Below are 22927 nucleotides of genomic sequence, written 5' to 3' on the forward strand. Positions count from 1 at the left end.
TCTTACATTGTAGTAAAACATCTACGCTGAAATCGCATAGAACTTGGGGTCTTACTGCAATGGTAATGCTTAGAGAAGGCCTCTGTCAATGTGAGCAGAACCAGCAAAAAAACGGATACTGCGTGTAGAGGAATATTTCCCACGTTGCGCAGTATCCGCCTACTGATATTTATTTACCCGATTGTTCCTCCATAGAAGCGGCAATTTGCATCATTTCCGTAACTGGCAGATTATCGCTCGTGATCCGGTACTCGACACCCTCATTCATCCAGGTCAATGTCTGCTGCTCGTCTCCGCTGAGAAGTGCCCAAGTGAACCCGAGATCGATTACACTGCCTGGAGCCAGCGATACCGCACGGTCCAGCGGACGGGCTTCCATAATGGTGTACTGGTAGATGCCGTCATAACGGATAAGCACCGCATGATCCTTGCTGCCTTCAATTTTGTTCGTATCCTTCAGCTTCACGCCTGCCGGAACATAATCCGGCTCGATGATTCCGAAGTCACCTAGTTCTGCCGCAACCGGCTGGCCGGCCTGTTCCCCGTCTTCCGCCACTACCGGATTACCGTTCTCATCCACCTCAGCTACAGTGCTCTCCGAAGGTGAGCCCGTGGCCATATTCTTTTGCATATCAAAAGAATCTGCGGCGAATTCCGGATCAAACTTGAAGCTGTCGAAGGTCACGTTAACGACAACCTTGGCTTCGGAATCCGATACCTGAACCTGCTTTGGTTCATAGGTTTTTTTGGCGAGCCAGATCTTCTGGCGGACCAGCGCGCTGCTCTGATAATTCGCGGCTACCTCAAACACATAATTGTCCCCGTCCTCTACGAACTGGCGGTTGTTGTCAGAGACAATTCCCTTGAGCAGCGTCTGGTACAGATATACCTGTCCCTGGCTGTCCGGCCAGTCGCTCTGGAACCGGAAGCTTTTGCCGAGGCTTGGTGTCAGAACGAATACGCCCTCATCATTGCGCAATACAATCTGCTTCACATCCTTCTGGACATTAGACAGGCTGATCCGGTAGTAGGACGGATTCTTGTACCACACTTCCACTTTGTATTCCTGCGGCTGCTCCCCGGTGTACAAGGTCATCGTGCCTGAGCCTTGATAAGCTCCCTGCTTACTCTCCAGCTTGTCAGACACACTATTCAAATCCTTGACCACAGAGGCGGCATCCTTCTTCCCGCACCCCGTCAATACTAAGGCCACGCTCATAATGATCGCGAGTACCCATGTTATCCGGCGCATGACATCATCCCCTTAACCTGTTTTGAATGCATTGATTAGTACATGTCTATGAAGGACTTGGCCTCAATATGCAGACGGGCATGACAAGCAGGCGGAGAAGTATTCATCCGGCCCCGAATCCGCTCCGGCCTCCCGGGAATCTTACAATCTATGTATGGTTCCTCTTATTACTTCTTATATAAGAGAAACGCTATTTCAAAAAGCACCAGACCGCGTTCCCCGCTACGCTCCGGGGTTGCAGTCTGGTGCTCTGATTCATCCTGTTCCTGGTACCTGTTCCCTTCTCCGCTCCTGCCTGCTTACCAGTTGATGGACTCTGCGATCTTCATTACCTCAGCCCGGTCAAGGCCGCGGGTGCTGAGGCCGTACAGTACTCCGTTTGCTTCCCAGTCCAGACCTCTGCCACTGACTAGAACCGCATCGGTTCCCTTGATCTTCACCTGCTCTACCGTACCCTCTGTCGACATTGCAAAGGCGTTGTCCTCATTGGCCAGGCGCAGCTGCATCCAGATCCGCTTCCCCTTCTCCTTGCTGGAGAAGAATAATTCAACAACCTGTCCGTTCACGCCTTCCTCGCCCTTGAAGAATTCTCCATGGTCGAAGGCGAAGCCCTCAGGCAGATATTCCGGCAGCTTTACTTTGAAGAGGGCGTATTTGTCCAGCTCCGCAGGCTCCTTGACAGCAAATTTATGCGCTGCCCCCTCCCTCTCCCGCTGCTCCTGCTCGCTCAGTGTAATCAGTTGATCCCCGTCAAAATCCACTATGGCCTCACCAGCTGCATTGAAGATGGCTTCCGGCATGGGGCCGAAGGAATTGACCGGATTGCCTTCCTGATCAAATATTTTGCCCTTCCAGGCATCCGGGAACACCGGCGGAACGCTCGCATCCATCTGACTTACCTCAATGTGTCCCAGATTTACCGACATTAGCACCCTCTCCAGCATCTCCTCCGCGAAAGAAGGTCTGACGAAGGAAATACTTACTATCCCTGCCACCAGAAGGGAAGCCACGATCATGGCCGGACGTCTAAACCGTTGTTTAATATTCATCTTTAATTCCTCCTGTTCCTGTAATGAGCGGCTTCTCACTTGGCGGAGAATGGCTGCCTTATCGGAGTCCCGGGAAAAGTCCTGCTGTGCCAGAAATTGTTCCAGCTCCAGCAGCTCAAGCGAATCCGCTGTCTCCTGCTTGTTCTTCATAGCCCTTCCACACTCCCTATTTCAGATTTCAGTTTCCGCATACTGCGATAGAGAATGACCCCAACGTTGCTCTCCGTCATTCCTGTGACCAGCGCAATTTCCGTATTCTTCAGATCTGCCCCGAATTTCAGCGCGATGATATTCCGCTCCTTCTCACTGAGCGTATCCAGCGCCAGCTTGAGCCTGTCACTTCGCTCGCCTTCGAGAATCAGGTCTTCAGGCTCTTTTTTGCCGGATACCAGCTCCCGGATTGCATCCAATGAGAAGAACCGGTGCCTGGCGCGGCTTCTGTAATAGTCATTCACTACATTCCTGGCAATGGCGAACAGCCATACCTCCAGCGGAGCTCTCTCCGGAGAGTAGCCGGGCAGCTTGGACAATGTCTTCTCGAAGACCTGGCTGGCCAGGTCTTCGGCGGTATAACGGCAATTCACCCGGTAGGCAATATAATTGAATATCCGTTTATAGTAGGTTTCAAAAACCGCTGTGAACTCCAGCTCGGTTTCCGTCTTTTCTTGAACTCTTCCATGAATCAAAGGCAGCAATGCGCGCTCTTGCATCCCTAGAGGCCCTCCCTTCCAGGCTGAATTTACTTGGCCAAGTAATTTACATGAGCTAGTACGCTCTTCATCCCGGTTCCATTACATCACGCGGCAAAATAAAAAAGACAGAGGATCGAAGCTCCCCTGCCTACTTTAGTTATATTCGAAATATCCGGCTATGCGGATTATTGCTGAACACTATGCTCCCGGTCTTAAACCAGATTCTTCTTCTCGGTCAAAAAGTACACCAGAGCCAGCACCGGCAGGGCCAGCCCGATCAGTGTAGCCAGACTCCAGCCGCCGTAAGCATAAGCCCAGCCGCCCAGCGAGGAGCCTACTGCTCCGCCTACGAAGAATATCGCCATGAACAATCCGTTCAGCCGTCCTCTTGTTTCATTGCCGAGCGAATAAATCGCCCGCTGCCCCAGCACCAGGTTGCCGGATACACTCATGTCCAGCAGAATGGCCGTTAGAACCAGCAGGCCGAGTGTTAGATTCGAATCATCCCGGAGCAGATAAGCCAAGATAAAGGATACGGCGGCAAGTGAGATGGCAAGACCGGTCAGCAGTCTGGTCCAGCCCCGGTCTGCCAGTCTGCCCGCAATAGGGGCTGCCACTGCTCCGCCCACACCGGCCAGTGCAAACAGGGCAATTCCTTGCTGGGACAGGTGATAGTAGCTGGACAAGTACAGAGGAACTGTCGTCCAGAACAGACTGAAGGCGCCGAATAAGCTGGCCTGATAAATCGCCCGGCGCCGTAGAACCGGCGTTTGCATCCACAGTGTACCCAGAGAGCGGATTAATTGGCCGTAATTCAACGTAGGTTCTGGCTTGCGTGCCGGAAGTATGCGGGACAGAAGCAGGGTCAGGAGCGCAATCACAACTGCTGAGACCACAAATATAGACTTCCAGCCCCATAGTCCGGCCATGAAGCTTGCTACCGGCCGGGCAAACATAATACCCAGCAGCAGTCCGCTCATCACATTGCCTACCACACGGCCGCGTTCTTCCTCTGCTGCCAGATAAGAAGCATAAGGTACCAATATCTGCGCAGCTACCGAGCCCAGCCCGATGAACATGGAGGCTGCAAGAAACAGCGGAGCATTCGGTGCTAGTGCCGCAGCTGCCAGTGCAGCTACGACCAGAATTAGTGACGTTACAGCGAGCCGCCGGTTCTCGATAATATCACTGAGCGGTACAATGAACAGCAGCCCGACAACATAACCGATTTGTGTCAGCGTCACAATCAGCCCCGTGGCTCCGGGAGACAGATGAATGGCTTGCCCGATCGGTCCGACCAGCGTCTGTGCATAATAGAGATTCGCCACAATCAGTCCGCAGGATACTGCGAGCAGAAATGTGATCCAACCGGGAACGGCTTTGTGATTCATAGCGGATACTGCTTGTTGTTTCATTAGTAACTCCACCTTTCAATTTGTAATACTGAACGTACAGTTTAGTAATTCCTATGACCAAATAATATACTAAACGTTCAGTATTGTAAATAGGCATTTTTATGTTATACTCCAGTTACAGATCGATCTTAAGTTTGGATGTTTCAGGTTATCTATGTAGTAATCTATTAGGAGGAACGAGCCATGGATAAGAAGAGAGGCCGGCCGCGCAATACGGAGGCGAAGAATGCCATTCTGAACGCTTCATATGATTTATTGCTGGAGATGGGATTCGGTGCAGTGACGGTGGAGAAAATCGCGGAACAGGCTCAGGTCAGCAAAGCGACCATCTATAAATGGTGGCCGAATAAAGCTGCGGTAGTGATGGATGGATATCTTTTTGCCGCCACCGCCAGACTGCCTATACCGGACAGCGGCTCTGTGAAGGAGGATTTGCTGATTCACGCGGGAAATCTGGCCATGTTCCTGTCCAGCCGGGAAGGCAAAGTCATTACTGAACTGATCGGTGAAGGGCAATTTGACGCAGGACTGGCTGAGGCTTACCGCAGCAGATATTTCGGTCCGCGCCGCCAGGAGGCCTGGCAATTGCTTGAACGGGGAGTAGTCAGAGGAGAATTGAAGCAAGAGCTCGACATCGGGAGCAGCATCGACTTGATTTATGGGCCTATTTTTTACCGGTTATTGCTGACGGGGGATGCACTGAACGAGGAATCTGTCCGGAACTTAGTCTTGCTGGCGCTTGAGGGGATTCAGGCCTGACTGCTGTTTAACGCTTAGGATCGCGGTTTTTATCGATGGCATCCGCTTTATGATATTCATTAATGAGGTCGTCCAATTTTTTGGACTGTCTGATTACACTGGGATGCAGGCGGCCGTGCTGCTCTTCCATCTGGTTCAGCCGGGTCCGTTCTGCTTCGATATGCTTTTGTATAGCTTCCAAATGATCCATTATCTTCCCTCCTGCAAATATTTTATAAGGATATGGCGAATTGCAGGGTACTCCGTACAATGCAGTATGGCAAGTGGAAACGGCTTTGCCGTCCTTTTGTAAGGACGGTACCGTTTCAGCGAGAAATAGAAGGATAAGTTATCATGTGAAACATATAAATTCTTATATTTATAAAAAAACCACCGGATATACGGGAATCTTCCCCATCCGGTGGTTTTTGATTTTGTGCATGGTTATTGGAAGGATTCAGGGATTTCGTTCGATTTATTTCGCGGTCTCTTTAGTCCGTGATTTCAAAGAAACCATTACAGTCATAAGTACAACCATTCCCGCTCCCAGTGCCTGGTATAGATTGAAGGGGACGGACAGCCAGATTACGGAGGAGACAATTGCTGAGACCGGTTCTGTACAGGACAGCAGGCTGGCTTCATGCGGAGCAATGTGGCGGAGACTGCCGATGTATAGATAGAAGGCGGCTAATGTTCCTAGCAGAATAACGAATAGTATAGCCAGAATGATAGACAGCGACCAATCAGCAGACGGTACGGACCAGACCGGATGAATCAGACTCATCCCTGCTCCTCCCACAATCATCCCCCAGCCCATCAGCAGTGAAGTGCTGTACAGCTTCAGCAGCGGACCGGAATAGAGCGTATAGAACGTCAAGGACACTGCGGATAGAATCCCCCAGACCAAACCTCTCAGGGGAACGGTCAGCTCCGAGGAATCGCCGCCGGTCAGCAGTAAATACGTTCCTCCCAGCGCGAGCAGCGCACCGGTGATATCCAGCGGAGCCAGCTTGGTTTTTCTCCGGATAACAGTGTACAGGAGGATAAACAACGGGGCTAAATACTGCAGCAGTGTGGCGATTGCAGCATTGCCTGACTCAATGGAAGCGAAGTACGTGTACTGTACCCCAAGCATACCCAGCAGCCCAAAGAGCAGCATTTGTAGAACGAATCTCCGGTCCAGCCACAGCTTCCATACCTGCGAGCCCTCCTTGCGGAGTGTAAACATCAGGAACAGGGCTCCCGATACCAGCAGTCTCAGGGTCACCAGCCAGGCCGCAGGCAGCATGGCCTGCTGGAACAAATGCTGGGCGACCGTCCCCGATATTCCCCATAATAACGCTCCGCCGGAGGCCATAATGATTCCTTTGGTCCGTAACATTGTCTCCACCCCTCCTGCGTATATGTATAGATATTTGTTGTTAATTATACGGAATTACCGGCTGTCTCTTCTGGTAGATAGATCATACTAAACTTGAACCGTAACAGGCTTGTCTTATCTTTGTTAACAGAACGTGACCCGCTAGCGGAGTTTTTCATTTATAATAAAATGGATTGGAATTTCCAGACTCCGGAGGTTATCTTATGAAAAAATTAATTGCCGCTTCCGCTATCGCCCTGCTCCTCGCAGGCCATGCGGCGGCTTCATCCATAAATATTGCCCATTCTGCTGCAGCTCCGCTATCCCTTAAGGTAGACGGACAAGCCGTTCTTCCCCAAGTTCCGCCATTTCATTCCAATGGGATATTATATGTACCGGCTCTTGCCCTGATAGAGTTTTACCCTGTCCAGCTGCAATGGAATAATGTCCTCAAGCAGCTTACTCTCACGACTGGCTGGGATAATAAAGTCCTTACCCCCGGCAGCTCCTCTATCCAGGTCCGCTATACACAAACAGATGGAAGTTATAAAGATAGCCTGGAGGCTCCTGTTATTCTTAAGGCCGGACATGTATATATTCCGGCAGATAGTCTGAATTCGCTTACGGGTGCTACCACAGAGCTGGAAGCGGGAGGAACCCGGGTCGCGATTACGCCGGGCAGTCTCAGCACAACGGTCAGGGTTCCCGCTGACCCCCTCGTTGTGGCCGGGGATAATGCCAAGGTCAAGCTGTATGCCGCGCTGAAGGACGGCAACACCTACAAAGGATTCATCCTGGAAGTGAACGGCAAGAAGCACAGCTTCGACTGGACCGTAGACAGAGATTTCTCGAATCCGCCCCAGCTCTTCTATGCTGATGTAGATTCTGACGGGAAGCCTGAAGTAACGGTTGTGTTCACAGTGGGTACCGGAACTTCGCTGGTAGTGCAGGAAGTACATGTGGTCAAGCCTGAACAATGGAAGGAGCTCTCCGTGCCTGCAGCGGACCAAGCGGCTTCTGCTGTATTATCCTCCAGCATTTCAATAGATCAGAACGATGTGCTGCTGAAGCTTGAGCTCAAAGGAGCAACTCCGTCCAAAGTAACAATGAGAATTCCGGACCGGGCAGAGGATGGATTGAAATATTTCGGCAAGACTGCCGGAATTGGTGCGGTTACTTACTACTCGGTGAAAGACGGCAAGCTATTAGCAGATACCAGCCTAATGGTAGGCATGACCGAGAGCATGGGGACGCTGAAGCTGGAATACAAGGCAGGGACAGCGGGGATGGAGCTTGGCTCAATCACTTTTGAACCGCATGATACCACTCAGCAATTTGTAGAGAAGTAACCTGCGGAGGAAGGAGCAATTACGCATGATTGATGCCCATATTCATCTGGACCAATATGAAGAGACTTTGTTATCCTCTTTGCTGCAGAGCCTGCCGGAGCAGGACATTGAGTCGCTGATTGCGGTCTCGATGAACCTCTCCTCCAGTCTGCGTACTCAGGAGATAGCAGCCCGTTATCCCGGGCTGGTGAGACCCGCCTACGGCTTCCATCCCGAGCAGCCGCTGCCGCCGGAAGAGGAACTGGCCGCGCTGCTGGACTGGATCACGCTCCATGCCCCGGATATGGCAGCTATAGGTGAAATCGGGCTTCCCTACTATTCCCGGGCTGAAGCTATAGCGCGCGGGGAAGCATGGGATATGGAACCTTATATCCGGCTTCTGGACAGACTCCTTGGCCTGGCTGCACGATTAGCCAAACCTGTGGTGCTGCATGCCGTCTACGAAGATGCCTGGACCGTATGTGATTTGCTTGAGCAGCATCACATTACCCGGGCCCATTTCCATTGGTTCAAGGGCCCGGGAGATACTGTGGACCGTATGATCAGCCGGGGCTATTATATCTCATTCACTCCCGATATTCTCTATGAACAGGAGATTCAGGATCTCGCACGCCGCTACCCGCCGGAGCTGGTCATGGCGGAGACCGATGGTCCGTGGCCTTTTGAAGGCCCATTCACCGGACGTACCACCCATCCGGCAATGGTGCATGACGTTGCCGCTGCCTGGGGAGCGCTGCATGGTTATACCGCGAGCGAAGCGAAGGCTATTTTAACAGCGAATACGGTGCGGTTCTACGGACTGTAGCTTAGCCATCACCGTACCCCAGTGAATGATGGACTCCGCCGTGCCGCGGCGACTGCTAGTTAATCCTGCACAAAGTACAACATTTCCAGCATCAAATGGGCCGCAATCTCAAATTGTTGTACAAACTGCAGCATTTCTCCTCCTCCAGGCGGTTTGGCGGGACAATTCTTGCATTTCATACAACAATCCTCCGGATTACCCGGGTATTTATGGACCGAAGCTGCAATTTGTACAACATTTTTGCTTATGCAAGCGAACTTAAGATGCTCTCTCCTCCCTCGCGCCAAAGAACGCACCCAGCCCATCCGCGGCTTGGTACGTTCTTCCGGCCATTCTCCATGCTCATCACTTAACTATAAGACGCTCCACCCCGGTCAGCTGGCCTTCCGAGAAGGCCATGACATAAATATCTGGCTTGGTGGTCTTCAGCAGGAAGTCCAGATCATATTCCGGGGCAAAATAGCCCATCATTAGCGCCATTACGAGCCCGTGGGTACCGATGGCAACTCTTTCTCCTTCATGTGCCTGCAGGATTTCCTGCAACGCTTCTACCGCCCTTGCCTGGCATTCGCGGTTCGATTCCCCGCCCGGCAGGGCATAGTCCGGATCGGCATACATCGCCTGAAGTGAAGCAAGCAGATCCTCGTCCGGCAGTTGCCGGTTGCCCTCCATCCAGACCTTCTCTCTTAGATCCTCCTCGAGGGTAATTTCCTGCCCAAGTACCTTTGCCAAATCGGCAATCGTATGTATGGCCCGGAGATATGGGCTGCTGTACAGCGCATCAATGCCTTCATGACGCAGGCATGCTGTTACTCTTCGGGCATCCTCTTCCCCTGCAGGAGATAGGCCGCGCGTCCATTCGTCCACCCCGGTCCGGAGTGAATCCCCGTGTCTCACCATGTAAATATAAGTCGTCATTGGTTCCTCCTGAATATGTAATGTGGCAGTGCAGAAAAAGCCCCGAAGGGCTTGATCTTAAACTTACTGTCTGCCTTTAAGCTACCCCTGTTCTACTGCAGCTGCTGGCTGTGCACCTTCCAGCTTGAGCTTGGCCACAGGCCAGAGCAGCCGTCCGAAGAGCAGACCCGCCAGACCCAGAAGGAGCTGCAGAAGGCCGGTGTTGATAAAAATACGGGCAGGGCCTGCATACTGGACAAGCATGCCGCCTAATAAAGGTGCAACAATAAGTACCGTGCTGAGTACGGTGTTCTGGATGCCGAAGATCCGGCCGGTCATATGCGGCGGGGTTTCTTTTTGCAGACAATAATTGAACGTAACCATGAATACCCCGTTTCCGATTCCCAGTACAAATCCGATCAGCAGAACCCATACTATCGAATCGCCCGGCTGAAGCCATCCAAGTGCAGCAATGGAACCGCCGATCAGTACATATCCCGAGCCGAGCCTCCAGCTATATCCCGTTTCGGGATTCAGCTTGTTCAGCAGAAGGATGATCAGCACAGCTCCAACTCCGGTAGCGGCTACCATCCAGCCGAGCAGGGATTCCCGCTCCGGTGCAAATACCCGGAACAGGCTGGTGAACTGGAAGTCGACCACCTGAATCACCAGTGCCCCGGCCAGCCCGAACAGCATAGTACTCAGCAGGATCCGGCTGCGCAGCATGAAGCTCCAGCCTTCCCGCCACATCTTATGCAGCGGAATCTTGTCTTCCGGCGCCTCTGGCTGTTTGCTGTCCTCTTCATCTGTACGGATGTTCTTCACGGACAGCAGCAGCAGATAAGAGCAACCGCGCAGCAAGGCATTGATCAGTATGCACCATTGCGGCGTAAGGAAAGCGAGCGCCAGACCTCCGAGCAGCGGGCCGGCAATTTTGGAGCCCTGGTTAACCAGCCCATTGAGCGACGAGGCTTGCAGCAGCTGATCCTCTCTGACCAGGCTGCGGGTCAAAGACTGCTGGGCAGGCATATTCAGCGTGGATAGCGCTGAACGCAGCGCCAGCACAGGCAGTAGCCAGAACATGCTCGGGGCGAATAGCACCAGTACAGTCAGCAGCGCAGTAAGCAGATCACAGACACGCATCAGCTTCAGCTTGTTCAGCCGGTCGGCGGCTACTCCGGCAATTGAGCCAAACAGAATGCTCGGCAGCGCCAGCGCTACCGGAATAAGCGCCAGCATCAGCGGCCCGGCCTGCCAGCGGTAGCCGACCAGCACCTGAATAGCCAGTGCATCGAACCAGTCGCCGAAGCTTGCCGTGGCGAATGCGCTGTATACCCGCATGTACGTTTTGTTATGCAGCAGGCTGGTTCCCTGCTTGGTTATAAGCTCCATCTGACATTCCTCCAGGTTACATGTAATATCATTGAATGTGTGCTGCATTCATGATCCTAGTGTAACGGAGAATTGTCAGAGAATTATCAGGGGGATTCGAGCAGCGGCAGCAGCAGATTTTCGAGAGCCAGTTCCAGCCTTAGCAGACCAAAAGCTTCAAGCTCTGCTGTAAACAGGCTCTCATACTTGCGTCCCAAGGGGCTCCCGGCCAGATACATCCGGCAGAAATGGTAGATCCGGTACACCGAATAGAACCGCAATGGCACGAAGCCGGACATATCGAGCACCTGCAACCCCTCATGTATCAGTTTCTCTCCCTCTGCCCACTGTGCACGCCGAAGCGCCCACAGTCCCTTTACTACTTTGTAACCGCCGATTTCCCGCAGAAAAGGCTTGTCCCTAAGGGTCCGGCTGACGGTTTCGTCCATACGCTCCAGCTGCTCATCCCCGGTTCCCGCCACCAGATGAATGAACAGCTCCGTAATCTGCGTCGCCGGAACAAAGTTCTCAAAATCCGGTTCGGCTATTACCTGATAGGAACGTTTCAGGCGTTCCAGCGCTTTTTCCGGCTGGCCTGCCAAGGTGTACAAATCCAGCATAGTTAGAATCTCCAGTTCCAGCTGCTCAGGCGGATTTAGCAGGTTCTTCTCAATCAGACGCTCGGCGTATTCCATCTTCACCTTGGGGTCACCTATGAAGAAGTAGAACAGGTTGAGGTAAAAAAGCCGGTCCTTCAGCGGAACCTCGTCCGTGTAGATCAGCCACTCCAAATCTCCCTGGACGAAATGAACGACCATCGAATAATGCGGGTCCAGCTCGTAGCCGAGAATATCCTGCTGGCGCGCGAGGGTCAGCATCGATTTGCCCTGACCGTAGATATGAAATTTCATGAATACCTCTGACATTGTATTCCGCAGTTCCGGATCATTCGTTGCCGGATTCATCGCTACGCCTTCCGGAGAGCCCTGCACAGCCAGACTATATCCGAATCCGCGGATAGTCTTAATGTCGATCCCGCCCAAGTCGCGCAGCTTCTTGCGCAGCCGGTAGATATGATCGTCGACGGTCCGCTCCACCGGATACTCCATCGGCCATACTTTATCGAGAAGCTGCTCGCGGCTGAAGGTCCGTCCCCTGTTGCGGTACAGAAACTGCAGAAGCGCAAACTCCTTGGGCAGCAGCTCTATGGTTAATCCGCCGGCAGATACTTTATATTCGCTTCCGTTCAACTCCAGATGCATAGCTGTGCCTCTTTTCTTCTACAGATCAACCCATAAACTGATTATATCAGCAAGAAGTTCTGCGCACGATAGCAGTAGCTGCATTCATGGAGGGCCTGCTCCCGGCGGTTGCCAGTTACTTGTATCCGATGATCAAAAAAAGAAAAGTCCCTCCACAGTTGCCGCTGCGAAGGGACTCTTCTTAAATTGCTCTATCTATGTGACTGCAGCTGCCGCAATCCGGCGACTTACAGATGCTGTTCTAACCAGCCATATTGTTGATCGAATCCTGTTCGGAGAATACTGAGATATGATCGACGGTACCCGTTGAATCCGGAATGATGAACTTGAGCTGATACTGCTTGCCCGCCTGGTATATATAAATGTCATCGCTGCCGTTCACGGAGGTTGCGTCCGGCTTGCCGAGGACTTCTTCAATCTGCTTCAGCGTCAGCTTCTGCAGGTCCGCGGCGCTTGAACGCACATCGAAGATTTGGCTGCCCTTGTTAAAGCCGAATACCACGTGCTTGCCGGCATACGTGGAATAAATGCCTTTGCCTGCCGATTCTTTGGTGTCCGGCTCTCCCCATGCTGCTTCCACATCGTCAATGAGTCCGCTGTGTGCAGCATATTCCACGCCGGGCACCTTGCCCTGCTTGGCTAGCTGCAGCAGCTCTTTCAGCTGCTTGCTCAGCTCCTGCGGCGTGGCGGCCGCAGAGTTCCCGGCCGCAGTTCCAGGCTCAGCAGCCGCTGGTGAAGCGGCCGCAGCAGAGCCGCCTGCGTCAGGCGCAGCTGTTGCTGCAGCGCCGCCAGCTTCAGCCGGCTCCGTGCCCGCCGCCGGGGCGGGACTCCCTTCCGGCTGTGCAGACGCCGGAAGCTCCGAGGCTTGCGCAGCCGCTCCGCCGGTATCCGCCGCATCCGGCTTACCGGAATTACAAGCCGTTAGACTGAGCATACCGCCGAGTAGAATTATGCCTGCTATAGTTTTGAATGTTGTAATCATGATGCCATCTCCTTCGTTATAGGGAACATCCTCTAAAATCTAAACTGTTAACCTATGACGCAGGGACCCCGGTAAAGGTTGCACGATGCTCCTTCTCAGGCTGCTCCTTCTATAGAACATTTTCGGCATGGAGCAGCTGGGACTGATGCTGCCGCGTGAAGTTGCAGCGCTGCTCTCACCGCAGAACGCCCCCTAAGCTGCATTACCGGATCTGTTGCATTTAGTACAATAGAACTCCCTAAAAATTACCCGGAATTTGATTCTCTTGCACTTTCTGCAATTCAGAAGCACATTCGCTGCTCAAGCCCTTCAATTCAGGAATTATTTCCCTGCGGCACGCAACCTTCCTCCCGCAGCACGCATCTTACTAATAAAGGGAGGGGAGCTTCATCTGGATATTGTAGAGAGAATCAAAGCCAGGGATGAGTCCGCTCTCCGCCAGCTGATGGAGCAATATGGGGATATGCTGCTCCGGACCGCCTGGCTGCTGCTGCGGGACCGGCAATCTGCCGAGGAAGCCGTGCAGGATACCTTCATTCAGGCCTATGCCAAAATCGGGCAGCTGAAGGACCCTCAGCGTCTGAGACCCTGGCTGATCACCATTGTGGTTAACCGCTGCCGGATGAGACAGCGGACATGGGGCTGGCGAAATATTTTTCCTGCGCCGGAGGGCGGGGCCTGGGTACAGAATGAAGCAGGCGCCTCCGCAGGCGCAGAAGAGCTGTTTATAGCAGAATGGCATAATCTGCAGCTAAGTGAAGCTGTAAGAAGTCTGGATTACATCTACCGCGAATGCCTGACGCTGTACTATTATCATGAGATGAGTATCCGCGAGATCAGCGGGCAGTTGAGATTACCGGACAATACGGTGAAATCCCGGTTATCCCGGGGACGGATACTGCTGAAGCAGATTCTGGAGAAGGAGGGGCATGTTCTATGAGCAGTGAACAAGAACACATCAAACGCCGTCTGGATGAAGAGTTGAGCAGCCTCTCCTTCAGCGGACAGGAACGGGTTCTGCAGCAGACTCACCCTAACGCACCGCTGGCCCGCCTGCGGGCACTATGGAATAAGGAGCTGGAAATTCCACTCAAGCCACTGGGTGCGCTATCTGCACTGTTAATCGCAGGAGCGCTGATCCTCTGCTACCCGCAGAGCGGGGCCCCGGAACATGAAGCCCGGACACTGCCGGCACAGGGCCAGCGGGAACTGATTGAAGCCGGCGGCAATACGTATTGGAAAGACATTTATGAACAGGCGGTGAGACGCCATGAAAATTAGAATCAAGGTCAAACAGCTGGTGCTGTTCGTGCTGCTTCCGCTTGCGCTATTGATACTATTACCGGGTGTTCTGCAGCAGGCAGCAGCGCCATCCGTTCAGCCTGCAACCTCCGCCACAGCGGATACCGGGGCTCTGGCACGCGAAATGCTACTGAGTCAGCTGGATACCAGCAGCGGGAGCAAGCGTATGACGCTTATCCGCACTAAAATAATTGAACCAGGCAATTGGATACAGCCCTATGATTTCAATGTGTATATCGGCTCCTCTTCTAGCCAGTGGAGCCAGAACAATAACGAAGAGACACCACTGCCGCTGCTACCCGCAGATAAGCTCCGGTTCCTGAGAGAATATGTTCTCGAAGGCCCTATAGACGGCTATTTGCTTACTGCCGCTAAACAGCTTGTCTATGAATACGATGCCCTGGGTGCCGGAGGTGACGGGGACAAGGTCCTTACGGAGGCTATTGCAAGAATGAGCAGCAAATCCACTTTGGCCAGAGAGCTGCTCCTGCTTCAGGCACAGCGGGCACTGAGTGCAGGCAATTGGGCGGCTGCAAAAGTGCTGCTGATGCAGGCTGACTCCCCGGGGCATTATGGCGAAGAAGAATTAGATGCCCGTTCAGCCTGGCTGGGCGCGCGGCTGCTCTTTGCAGAAGGTAAGTGCAGCGAAGCGCAGGAGCTGGTAAACAACAGTCTGAAGAGTTACAAGGAGTCACGTGACGAGAAATATCATGAAGTGAACGAAGGGAATGACTTAAGCCCCCAGGGCTCCACAGAGCAACCTTCATCGGCACCAAATTCCCTTGAAGCTGCTTCAGAGAATATGGGGGTGCCCACTTCCGAAATGCAGCGGCAGCTGCTTGCACTGCAGACCGCACTTACAGCTGCTGCAGATTCAGGAAACTTTGCTCCTGCCACCGTGTCAGGGACACTAACCTACAGCGACGGCACTCCGGTCTCCCGGGCAGGCATCTTCCTGCGGACGGAGAGCGAAGTTAGTCATAGTGTGTTATATGGCTCGGAGCCATATGAGATCGTCACAGATGCACAGGGCCGTTATTCCTTCTCAGGCGTCATTCCCGGCTATTATCAGATATTTCTGGGCCTGAGCTTTGAGCAGATCGACGGCTGGACTTGGCCTGTGCAGACTGATGACTGGATCGAGATCAAACCAAATGACCGTTTGACTAATAATATTATCCTTCAGCCTCTGCTGGAGCTGAAATCACCGGTAAATTCGCAGATCCTTACAGGAGATTCTGTAGAATTCGAGTGGGAAACTGTCCGGAATGCCACCTCATACACTCTCAGCGGCACAGTCTCAGCGGAAGGCAGCAGCTTCAGTTATGTAATCCGCCAGCATATCACGGGTAATAAGATTTCCATCCCTGTAACAGAGCTGTATAGCAGCGGCGGCTTCTCCACCAGCAGCAGCGGAGAAGGCTGGGAATCGGTTGAGCCTTCGTCTCTGCTCGGCTTCGCCGATCCAAGCGGCCGCTTCTCGTGGAGCATCGAAGCCTATGATGAATCCGGACAGGTGATTACCCGCAGCAATGGCTACCGGCTGAACGAGGACAACGTCGGCAATCTGCCTTTCTTCTATTTACAGTCGCGCAGTCTTACCGCTGCCGATCAGCTGGTTAAAGCGCAGAAGCTTGAGCAGGCACTGGAAGCGTACCGCCACGATTATGCCGGAGATCCCCAGGATGATCATGCGCTCAAAATGCTGGTTCATCTCATGACAGCCAAGGCTTCCTATACAAAAGACGAATCCTTAGAAGCAGCAACGATACCTCTGCTAGTGAAGCTTGTAGAGCTGTGTCCGACTGCAGACTATGTCTTCAACCTGGCGCATTACTACTATGAGCAGTCTGACTGGAAAAGCTACAATCATTATTATTCCTGGTTTCTTGAGCTGCGTGAGCAGAAACCGCACAGCTATGATCTGGGTATTAACGCTACCGCGCTGATGTACCAGGGGGAATTGGACGAAGCCCGCAGGCAATTCGTCGCCTCGCTGGAGGAGGATGGCAGCCACCGCTTCATCGGCAGCTATCTGGCGGCAGAGCTGGCGGCGGGACAGCCGCTGGATGACGTACTAAAGCTTGCTCAGCGTTATCCCCAGCATAGTCCCGGCTCCGCCACTGTTAACTGGGCGAAGCTGATAACCCAGATGGAGGCAGAGCGTACAGGACAGCTGGAGCTCTTTGACCGGCAGCTGAAACAGATGCTGGAGCTATATACAGCAAGGTCCGGCAAACTCAGGGAATGGACTGGAGAAAGCGGGGATTCCGCGCTCAAGACGTTCATGAAGGCTGTTCTGGAGGTGGACTAATCCACCTCTGGAGCAGGGCAAAGGGGATAGAACAGGAGCGGCAGCGCCGCCTGGTCTATCCCCTTTGCAGTTGGCTTATTCTATTCTTTTGGCTCAAACAAGATGGTCCAGTGCATTCTTCTTAACCACATAGGTTCCGGCCATCATATCATGCAGCGCCCGGTTGCGCCGGGTGAATGCAACGAATAGGCAATCGGCGACCACGACCCAGCCAAAGAACACATTCAAATTCGTGGCGAGCGGGCTCCAGTTGGCCAGACTGCTGGAAACCGCAGATAATTCCTCAGTGTTCAGACTCACAATAACCGCAAGAAATCCGTTGACGATGAAGAAGAGATATCTAATCAAAGCCTGCTTCAGCGCCGGATATCTGCCATCCTCATTAATAATTCTTACCCCCAGAAGCAGTCTGCCCGGAGTGCCTCCATATTTGACAACCATGAACACATTGAAGCCTATCAGCAGCACAAACTGAATAAAAAGTGGAAAAGCCGATTCCGCCGACTCTGCGGCAGAGACGCACAACCTGTTCAAAAAATACGTAGGAAGGGCCAGAATCAGAAAATCAATGAAGCTGATCAGTACTCTTTTCCAAAAACCTACATAGTCATCCAAATCGAGCTGTTCCTCTATCCGCTGTTCCATACTGTTCCCCCTCAGTGTATAATAATCAATCCATAATATCCTTCCCGGTCTGTATGGCCTCCTCTAGCGTATTAGCCGGACCCGAGATATATCCCTCTCCGGCTGCAAGCCCGTAGCGCTCATCAAGACGGGTCAGCATAATCCAGAACTTATCCAGCTTCTGAGACGCTATAATAGAGCCAATCGAACGCCGTGACCGGTCTGCATCCAGGACCGTCAGAATTCCCAAGTAGTATCCGCCGCCATCCTTAAGCTTCACATCATAATGAAGACCTCTATCCAGTGTAAGCTCGCCGGTAAACTCACTGCTTCCGGGCACACCTCTCCATACTTCACCCCTCAGCCCGATTACGCTATGCTTCACGACTTCATTATTGGAGTAAATCACACTAGGGTACTCCCGCTCCACATGCTGCGGACGAAACCATTCATAGCCCAGGAATGCCACGATCAGTACTGTTATTACTGACACTATCCATGATTTCCGGGTCAAAGCTCTACCCCCTTTTCTATCAACTTCCATGAACTGCTAGAGTACAACTGGCATATATGCAACTTTCAAATAGATCCGGCGTCTATAACTGTATAATTTTAGTAAATCAACGATATTCCCGAAGGAGGACTACTCAAGATGAAGGTCATCAAATTTATCTGCCTGCCGGTGCTGCTGTTGATATTGCTGTCCGGCACTGCCCTGGCGGCCCCTGCCTCAGTTCCAACCATTTCAGTAGAAATAAACAACTCCACGATAAGCACAGACATGCCCCCTTATCTCACACAAGGCACAACCATGGTCCCGCTAAATGTAGTGAAGCATATCCCGGGGATTACTGTCGCTTGGAATAATGACACCAAGACAGTTACAATTGGCCGCAGCGGGGAAACAATCACACTGGTTGCGGGTCAAAAAAACGCCCTGATTGGAAGCAAACCAACCGCCCTGCCTGTCGCCTCGGTTTTGCTTAAAGGCAGAGTCATGGTGCCGATCCGCTTCATAGCAGAAGCCGCAGATGCGCATGTAGCCTGGAATGCTGCCACCCGGATTGTGTATGTCGCCAAAGCAGATGAGGCGCTGATCACTCAACTCCAATCTGCGAATCTGGGGGAAGCACGTACAGCAGCACTTCATTTCCCCCGCGTCAGCACGCTTAAGCAAATCCCTATCATTAATGAGTCACAGAATCAGGACTATTATTTCCCGGAAGGCACAGCGGGCCGTTTCTTCATTCAAGGCGGGCCTGGTTTTTCGTATTATGAAGTTACAGGTAATTATGCGGAAGAGATCTGGTCTGCCAAAATAGACTATAGTGCCCCATCCTCTGCCGGACTCTTCTTTGTACCGTACAAAATTGTGGATCAGGCCGGAAAAATGCCCACCTATAAGGGTAGCCTCGCATTCTATCATCTGATGCTTCCGGTTATGGAGGCAACCTATGGATTCATTGATGCTACGGGTGCCTCCAGGACGGTCGGGCAACAAAATATGAAGCTGAATGAATTCTTTGAAATACCAGGGGAAGCATCATCCTCTGTACAAAACTAATTACATCCAGATCGGTACCGCAAACGGAACAAGAATCAGCAGCAGCGCGGCTGTACTCAGACTCCGGGTCCACACCGGCTTCAGCTTCTGATTCTTCTCCGATTTGTACCAGCCCTTGAACTGCCAATAATTCCGGTACATCACTAAGAATATGAGAAAATTACCGATTACTGCAGTATACAAATACCCGGTCCATCCATATAACATTTTGAAGATCCACTGCTCCACACCCCCGAGTACACCTAGTGTCAGAACCAGCAGAACCACTAAACGCAGCATCTCTGCTATAAAAGTTGCGAATTTACTCATTTTGTCCTCCGGTTTCATGATTTATAGCGCCCGCCTCCAGGAGACTGGCATCTCCGATGTATCTGCTTACATGCTGCAGAATCTCGCTGCTATTGCGCACTATTATCCTTTTAGCCTTGTACGCTTCGGTTAATTCCATAATGGCGGGAACACTCTCCCTCATGAATCCCGGGTTCCATTCGAACAGCATCACGGACAAATTCTTGAAAGTCTGCTTATAGTTTCCCTGCTCCAGACCCAGCCTTGTCTTGACGAACCTCCGGATTACCCGCCCATTCTGCACATACAAATTAGGTTTAATCAGAAAAATCAAATCCGCTTCCCCGAAGCTCTCTGTTCCCCATTTGTGATGCACGCCTTCTATAATCCACGATTCCGCAGCAACTGTTTCAGCTAACCGGGTATCCCTGACCTCTGGTGAATTGCGGGTGTTGTCCGTACTCCGGTCCCAGACAAAATTGTCAGTTTCATAACAGGGGATACCGTAGATTCGTGTTAATTCCCTGGCTGTATATGATTTCCCGCTGCCGCATCCGCCTATAATTCGTATTCTAATCCCAATTACCTCCTATGGAATGCCAGACTGATTACCGGTCCGCATCACAACCCGGAAGAATGCCCCTCATCCAGTTCCCTTCTATAACTTCTATATTTACCCTGTTAATCCTGCTTCAGCAACCGCAAGCTGACGGTAAATCGGCTGCCGTGAAGGAGTATTATCCCCTCGCAGTATCTGCCTGTGTTATATCCAACGCTGGAGTGATTATAGTATTCTGTAGAAAAGAACGTGAAGAGGTGTCCGGAATGCAGCGAACAGATGTTGTAATTGGAATCGATGGAGGAGGAACTCATACGCGGGTTATAGCCGCCGACATAGAGGGGAATATACTTGCCTATTGCAGAAAAGGGAGCGCTTCCGCGTATAGGGATTCCGCAGCTCAGCATAACGTGAGGTCAGCGATTATAGAAGCGCTGGAAAGCGGCGGCATCGAACCGGGCAGGGTCATCGGCATGGCTGCCGGGGTTGCCGGATATGACTCGCCGGAGGATTTGAACTGGATATTGCCGCTCACCGGGGTTCCGGAGCTGACTTGTCCGAGGTGGCACGTCAATGACGCGCTTATCGCCCATTACGGAGCACTGCTTGCGCAGCCCGGCATTATTGTCATCTCGGGAACTGGCTCCATCATTATTGCCATTAATGAAGACGGACGTTATTTACGCAATTATGATTTCCATCATTATGCCGCAAGTGCCGCCCGGCTCCTCTCATATGATACCGTCTTTGAAGTGCTGGCCGGTCACACAAATTCAAGCGATGAGTTGCTTGTCGACCGGATGCTTGCGCACTGGAACGTTGCTGCAGTCTCTGAACTATATATGCTTGCAAGTGAAGGGTTTGACGATGACCGGAAAGCCCGGGACAGACGTTTTGGAGAATTTGCTCCTATAGTTACGGAAGAAGCGGAGCGCGGAAGCTCCGCCGCCGCCCGGGTCTGCGGCAGGGCTGCAGAGCAGATTAAGACAGGCATCGGGCTGCTGGCTTCTTCTTTTGCGCAGCAGACCGTCCCGGTAGCCTTCATCGGCAGTGTGGCAAACAGCAGGTATTTTCAATCGGAATTACGCAGTTTACGGAAGAGCGGGGCCAACAAACAGTATAAGGTAGTAACGCCACAGCTCCCGCCCGAAGCAGGAGCTATCCTGTATGCATTGGAGCAATTAGGCCGGCCGGTCACGGAAAATATAATCAGCCGGCTGCAGCATAGCAGCAAGCTGCCTCAGTGAGCATATACGCAGCGCGTGATTGCTACGGATAGACCTTCATCTGGCAGCTTCTAGTTTAGGCGCATCACAGCTTCACAGTCGCCTCTTTGGCGTTCCATATGACGGGAAGGCCAAAGAGCGGCGTCAAGCTGCCTAAGGGAATATACAATCGCCCGTTTACAGTCCGCGAGGCCAGCATGGCCACCGTTTTGCCGTTCACCTTCGCTGTTTCGCTAAGCGGTTTATGGACCGCGGTGTGCCCACCTATAGTAATGATAAGCGCTCCGGTTCCCGCCTCCTGCTTCAGGGTTCCGCCCAGCAGGGCAACCGATTCGCGGAGCGGAACGAATACCCGTGAATTCTCCAGCAGGAAAGAATCCTTAACCTCCAGCTTTTCTCCATTGATGACAAAGACGCCCGCAATCATTGTCGGCCCGGTGGAATAGCCGCTCTTCACTGCGATGCTTGCCATATCAAGTCCTGAAGTAGTAATGATCACAGGAGTGTTATTGGCTACCCTTGGATACAGCCAGTGGATATCATCATTATGCATCCGGATGCATCCGGCGCTGACATATTTACCGATGGAGGCTTCATTATTGTTGCCATGAATGGCATAAGTCGTGCCGTAGGTATCGTTCACTTCCAGCCCCAGCCAGCGGTCGCCCAGCGGATTGGCCGGATCGCCTCCGGGAATCTTTTCTTTGTAATAGGGTCTGTTCTTGATTTTGACCACAATTTTGAAGCTGCCTTCAGGCGTCAGACTCTTGTTCTTGCCGGTGGCGACCGGAAAAACCTTCTCCAGCTTACCGGCGCTGAAATAGGCCAGCTTATTCGTCTTTTTGTTCACAATAATCAGATCTGAGGATGATGATGACGCTGCTGCGGCTGATCCTGTGAAGCATGCTGTGAACAGCACTGCGAACACAAGCATAAGCTTGATGCTCCTTGGAACATAAGTTGTAGTCAGGCTGATACGCTCACGCAGATTCATGGTTGCCCCACCTCCAGGTTATGGGTGATACTGGAAACTCTTTTCTACATAGACGTCAGTCTGCCGCATTAGTTGCACAGCAGCTTGTACCTATTCTTATCAACTCGTCCCTGAGGATTTGAAGCAGAGTTTGCACAATTGTAACCGTTCAAGCGGTGCTTCGTGTGCGGTTCCATGAGGATGAATATTAAGTGCCTCCGCCAGAGATAATAAGCCCGCATGACCATTACAGCACCCGCCAAGGAGGCCATTTACTTTGAATTCAAACCATTCCAGCCAGATCAGCCAAAGCGAGCAAATCATCCAGCAGCTGATGACACAGACCCAGCAGGGCACGCAGAATTATCAGCAGCTTCTGCAGCAGGAGCAGGAGCATGCCGCCAAATTGCAGGAGCTTAGCCAGCACAGCAATAAGGCCATTCAGATGATTCAGCAGGCATTGCAGGGCCATCAGACCGCAATGCAGCAGCTGCAGCAGGTCTCGCAGTTAATCAGACAGCTGGAGCAGACCCCGCAGACTGCCGGCTACAATACAGGTGGTATTCAAAGATTCAATACCGAACAACAGGGCTATAATACAGGAATCCCAAGCTTTAGCCCCGGTAACACTGGCAATCATAGCTATAGCACAGGCTCTGGAGCGTATAATTCTTCCTTCAGCCCGTCCTTCACTTCCAATAGCCAGCCGGTAAATTCACTGCATAGCCCAATTAATTCTTCATTTAATCCTCAGCCGCTGCATACACCCATGCAGACAAACCATTCCTACGGTTCTCCGATGAATCAGGGACGCAGCTTCCAGCAGTAATATATGCCCGGAATAGCTGCTCAAGACAAAGGGGTTCTCTCAGGCCGCACCAGCGGCACTGCGGGGAACCCCTTCT

At 52.2% G+C, this 22927-nt stretch carries 24 protein-coding genes; 9 read left to right on the top strand and 15 right to left on the bottom strand.

The annotated features are described in order from the left end of the window. Positions 1 to 169: 169 nt before the first annotated feature. From GC101_RS11765 to GC101_RS11780, 4 genes are all read right to left on the bottom strand, one after another. Positions 170 to 1252, bottom strand: coding sequence for a LolA family protein (locus GC101_RS11765; protein WP_171717422.1), 1083 nt, complete (start codon positions 1250 to 1252; stop codon positions 170 to 172). A 299-nt stretch (positions 1253 to 1551) separates the two neighbouring features. Beyond that, entirely contained in the window at positions 1552 to 2451 is a 900-nt protein-coding gene (locus tag GC101_RS11770) for a DUF4367 domain-containing protein (protein WP_171717423.1), read from the bottom strand. Beyond that, positions 2448 to 3011: a sigma-70 family RNA polymerase sigma factor gene (locus GC101_RS11775; protein ID WP_171717424.1), complete on the bottom strand. Its 564-nt coding sequence runs from the start codon at positions 3009 to 3011 to the stop codon at positions 2448 to 2450. Before GC101_RS11775 ends, GC101_RS11770 begins: the two co-directional genes overlap by 4 nt. 194 nt (positions 3012 to 3205) lie before the next feature. Beyond that, a complete protein-coding gene (locus GC101_RS11780) occupies positions 3206 to 4408 on the bottom strand; it encodes an MFS transporter (RefSeq protein WP_216626574.1) in 1203 nt (400 codons plus the stop codon). 183 nt (positions 4409 to 4591) lie between these two features. Here GC101_RS11780 and GC101_RS11785 point away from each other — a divergent pair, with 183 nt between their 5' ends. Beyond that, complete coding sequence (locus tag GC101_RS11785) at positions 4592 to 5167, top strand: TetR/AcrR family transcriptional regulator (RefSeq protein ID WP_171717425.1); 576 nt, start codon at positions 4592 to 4594, stop codon at positions 5165 to 5167. Between the two features lie 7 nt (positions 5168 to 5174). Here GC101_RS11785 and GC101_RS11790 read toward each other — a convergent pair whose 3' ends face one another. Together GC101_RS11790 and GC101_RS11795 are read right to left on the bottom strand one after the other, a co-directional pair. Continuing rightward, entirely contained in the window at positions 5175 to 5357 is a 183-nt protein-coding gene (locus GC101_RS11790) for an aspartyl-phosphate phosphatase Spo0E family protein (protein ID WP_039307562.1), read from the bottom strand. 264 nt (positions 5358 to 5621) lie between these two features. Next, positions 5622 to 6527, bottom strand: a complete 906-nt coding sequence (locus GC101_RS11795; protein ID WP_171717426.1) for an EamA family transporter — start codon at positions 6525 to 6527, stop codon at positions 5622 to 5624. A gap of 203 nt (positions 6528 to 6730) precedes the next feature. On the opposite strand from GC101_RS11795, the gene GC101_RS11800 reads away from it, so the two are divergent. After that, entirely contained in the window at positions 6731 to 7855 is a 1125-nt protein-coding gene (locus GC101_RS11800; protein WP_171717427.1) for a stalk domain-containing protein, read from the top strand. 25 nt (positions 7856 to 7880) lie between these two features. After that, positions 7881 to 8660 (top strand): TatD family hydrolase, encoded by a 780-nt coding sequence (locus GC101_RS11805; RefSeq protein WP_171717428.1) that lies wholly within the window; start codon positions 7881 to 7883, stop codon positions 8658 to 8660. 345 nt (positions 8661 to 9005) lie between these two features. Here the strand turns inward: GC101_RS11805 and GC101_RS11810 are convergent, their stop codons facing one another. From GC101_RS11810 to GC101_RS11825, 4 genes are all read right to left on the bottom strand, one after another. Continuing rightward, positions 9006 to 9578, bottom strand: a complete 573-nt coding sequence (locus GC101_RS11810) for a histidine phosphatase family protein (RefSeq protein ID WP_171717429.1) — start codon at positions 9576 to 9578, stop codon at positions 9006 to 9008. Positions 9579 to 9659: 81 nt separating this feature from the next. Continuing rightward, positions 9660 to 10949 carry an MFS transporter gene (locus GC101_RS11815; protein WP_171717430.1) on the bottom strand — a complete coding sequence of 430 codons (1290 nt, stop codon included), beginning with the start codon at positions 10947 to 10949 and terminating at the stop codon, positions 9660 to 9662. Between the two features lie 86 nt (positions 10950 to 11035). Beyond that, positions 11036 to 12190: a winged helix-turn-helix domain-containing protein gene (locus tag GC101_RS36530; protein WP_171717431.1), complete on the bottom strand. Its 1155-nt coding sequence runs from the start codon at positions 12188 to 12190 to the stop codon at positions 11036 to 11038. Between the two features lie 241 nt (positions 12191 to 12431). After that, positions 12432 to 13172 carry a YjgB family protein gene (locus GC101_RS11825; RefSeq protein WP_171717432.1) on the bottom strand — a complete coding sequence of 247 codons (741 nt, stop codon included), beginning with the start codon at positions 13170 to 13172 and terminating at the stop codon, positions 12432 to 12434. A gap of 265 nt (positions 13173 to 13437) precedes the next feature. On the opposite strand from GC101_RS11825, the gene GC101_RS11830 reads away from it, so the two are divergent. Genes GC101_RS11830 through GC101_RS11840 form a run of 3 tightly spaced genes read left to right on the top strand, consistent with a single transcriptional unit; the run spans position 13438 to position 16788 of the window. Beyond that, the gene (locus GC101_RS11830; protein WP_246354303.1) at positions 13438 to 14112 is read left to right on the top strand and encodes an RNA polymerase sigma factor; all 675 of its coding nucleotides are present in this window, start codon (positions 13438 to 13440) and stop codon (positions 14110 to 14112) included. Then, entirely contained in the window at positions 14109 to 14453 is a 345-nt protein-coding gene (locus GC101_RS11835) for a hypothetical protein (protein ID WP_171717433.1), read from the top strand. Before GC101_RS11830 ends, GC101_RS11835 begins: the two co-directional genes overlap by 4 nt. Continuing rightward, entirely contained in the window at positions 14443 to 16788 is a 2346-nt protein-coding gene (locus tag GC101_RS11840) for a carboxypeptidase-like regulatory domain-containing protein (protein ID WP_171717434.1), read from the top strand. The genes GC101_RS11835 and GC101_RS11840 overlap by 11 nt, the downstream gene beginning before the upstream one ends. A gap of 93 nt (positions 16789 to 16881) precedes the next feature. Here the strand turns inward: GC101_RS11840 and GC101_RS11845 are convergent, their stop codons facing one another. After that, entirely contained in the window at positions 16882 to 17433 is a 552-nt protein-coding gene (locus GC101_RS11845) for an RDD family protein (protein WP_171717435.1), read from the bottom strand. 25 nt (positions 17434 to 17458) lie between these two features. Beyond that, positions 17459 to 17926 carry a hypothetical protein gene (locus tag GC101_RS11850; protein WP_171717436.1) on the bottom strand — a complete coding sequence of 156 codons (468 nt, stop codon included), beginning with the start codon at positions 17924 to 17926 and terminating at the stop codon, positions 17459 to 17461. 138 nt (positions 17927 to 18064) lie between these two features. On the opposite strand from GC101_RS11850, the gene GC101_RS11855 reads away from it, so the two are divergent. Continuing rightward, positions 18065 to 18976, top strand: coding sequence for a copper amine oxidase N-terminal domain-containing protein (locus GC101_RS11855; protein ID WP_171717437.1), 912 nt, complete (start codon positions 18065 to 18067; stop codon positions 18974 to 18976). Here the strand turns inward: GC101_RS11855 and GC101_RS11860 are convergent, their stop codons facing one another. Both GC101_RS11860 and GC101_RS35750 read right to left on the bottom strand, forming a co-directional pair. Beyond that, positions 18977 to 19285 carry a hypothetical protein gene (locus tag GC101_RS11860; RefSeq protein ID WP_171717438.1) on the bottom strand — a complete coding sequence of 103 codons (309 nt, stop codon included), beginning with the start codon at positions 19283 to 19285 and terminating at the stop codon, positions 18977 to 18979. It lies immediately after the preceding gene. Further along, complete coding sequence (locus tag GC101_RS35750) at positions 19278 to 19640, bottom strand: hypothetical protein (protein WP_216626575.1); 363 nt, start codon at positions 19638 to 19640, stop codon at positions 19278 to 19280. Before GC101_RS35750 ends, GC101_RS11860 begins: the two co-directional genes overlap by 8 nt. 449 nt (positions 19641 to 20089) lie before the next feature. Between GC101_RS35750 and GC101_RS11870 the strand changes: the two genes are divergently transcribed. Further along, a complete protein-coding gene (locus GC101_RS11870) occupies positions 20090 to 21070 on the top strand; it encodes a BadF/BadG/BcrA/BcrD ATPase family protein (RefSeq protein ID WP_171717439.1) in 981 nt (326 codons plus the stop codon). A 64-nt stretch (positions 21071 to 21134) separates the two neighbouring features. Here GC101_RS11870 and GC101_RS11875 read toward each other — a convergent pair whose 3' ends face one another. Further along, positions 21135 to 22043, bottom strand: a complete 909-nt coding sequence (locus GC101_RS11875; protein WP_171717440.1) for a L,D-transpeptidase family protein — start codon at positions 22041 to 22043, stop codon at positions 21135 to 21137. A gap of 256 nt (positions 22044 to 22299) precedes the next feature. On the opposite strand from GC101_RS11875, the gene GC101_RS36740 reads away from it, so the two are divergent. Next, a complete protein-coding gene (locus GC101_RS36740) occupies positions 22300 to 22851 on the top strand; it encodes a hypothetical protein (protein ID WP_216626576.1) in 552 nt (183 codons plus the stop codon). Positions 22852 to 22927 lie beyond the last annotated feature (76 nt).

The organism is Paenibacillus phytohabitans, assembly GCF_013141775.1.
Lineage (GTDB): Bacteria > Bacillota > Bacilli > Paenibacillales > Paenibacillaceae > Paenibacillus_AQ > Paenibacillus_AQ phytohabitans.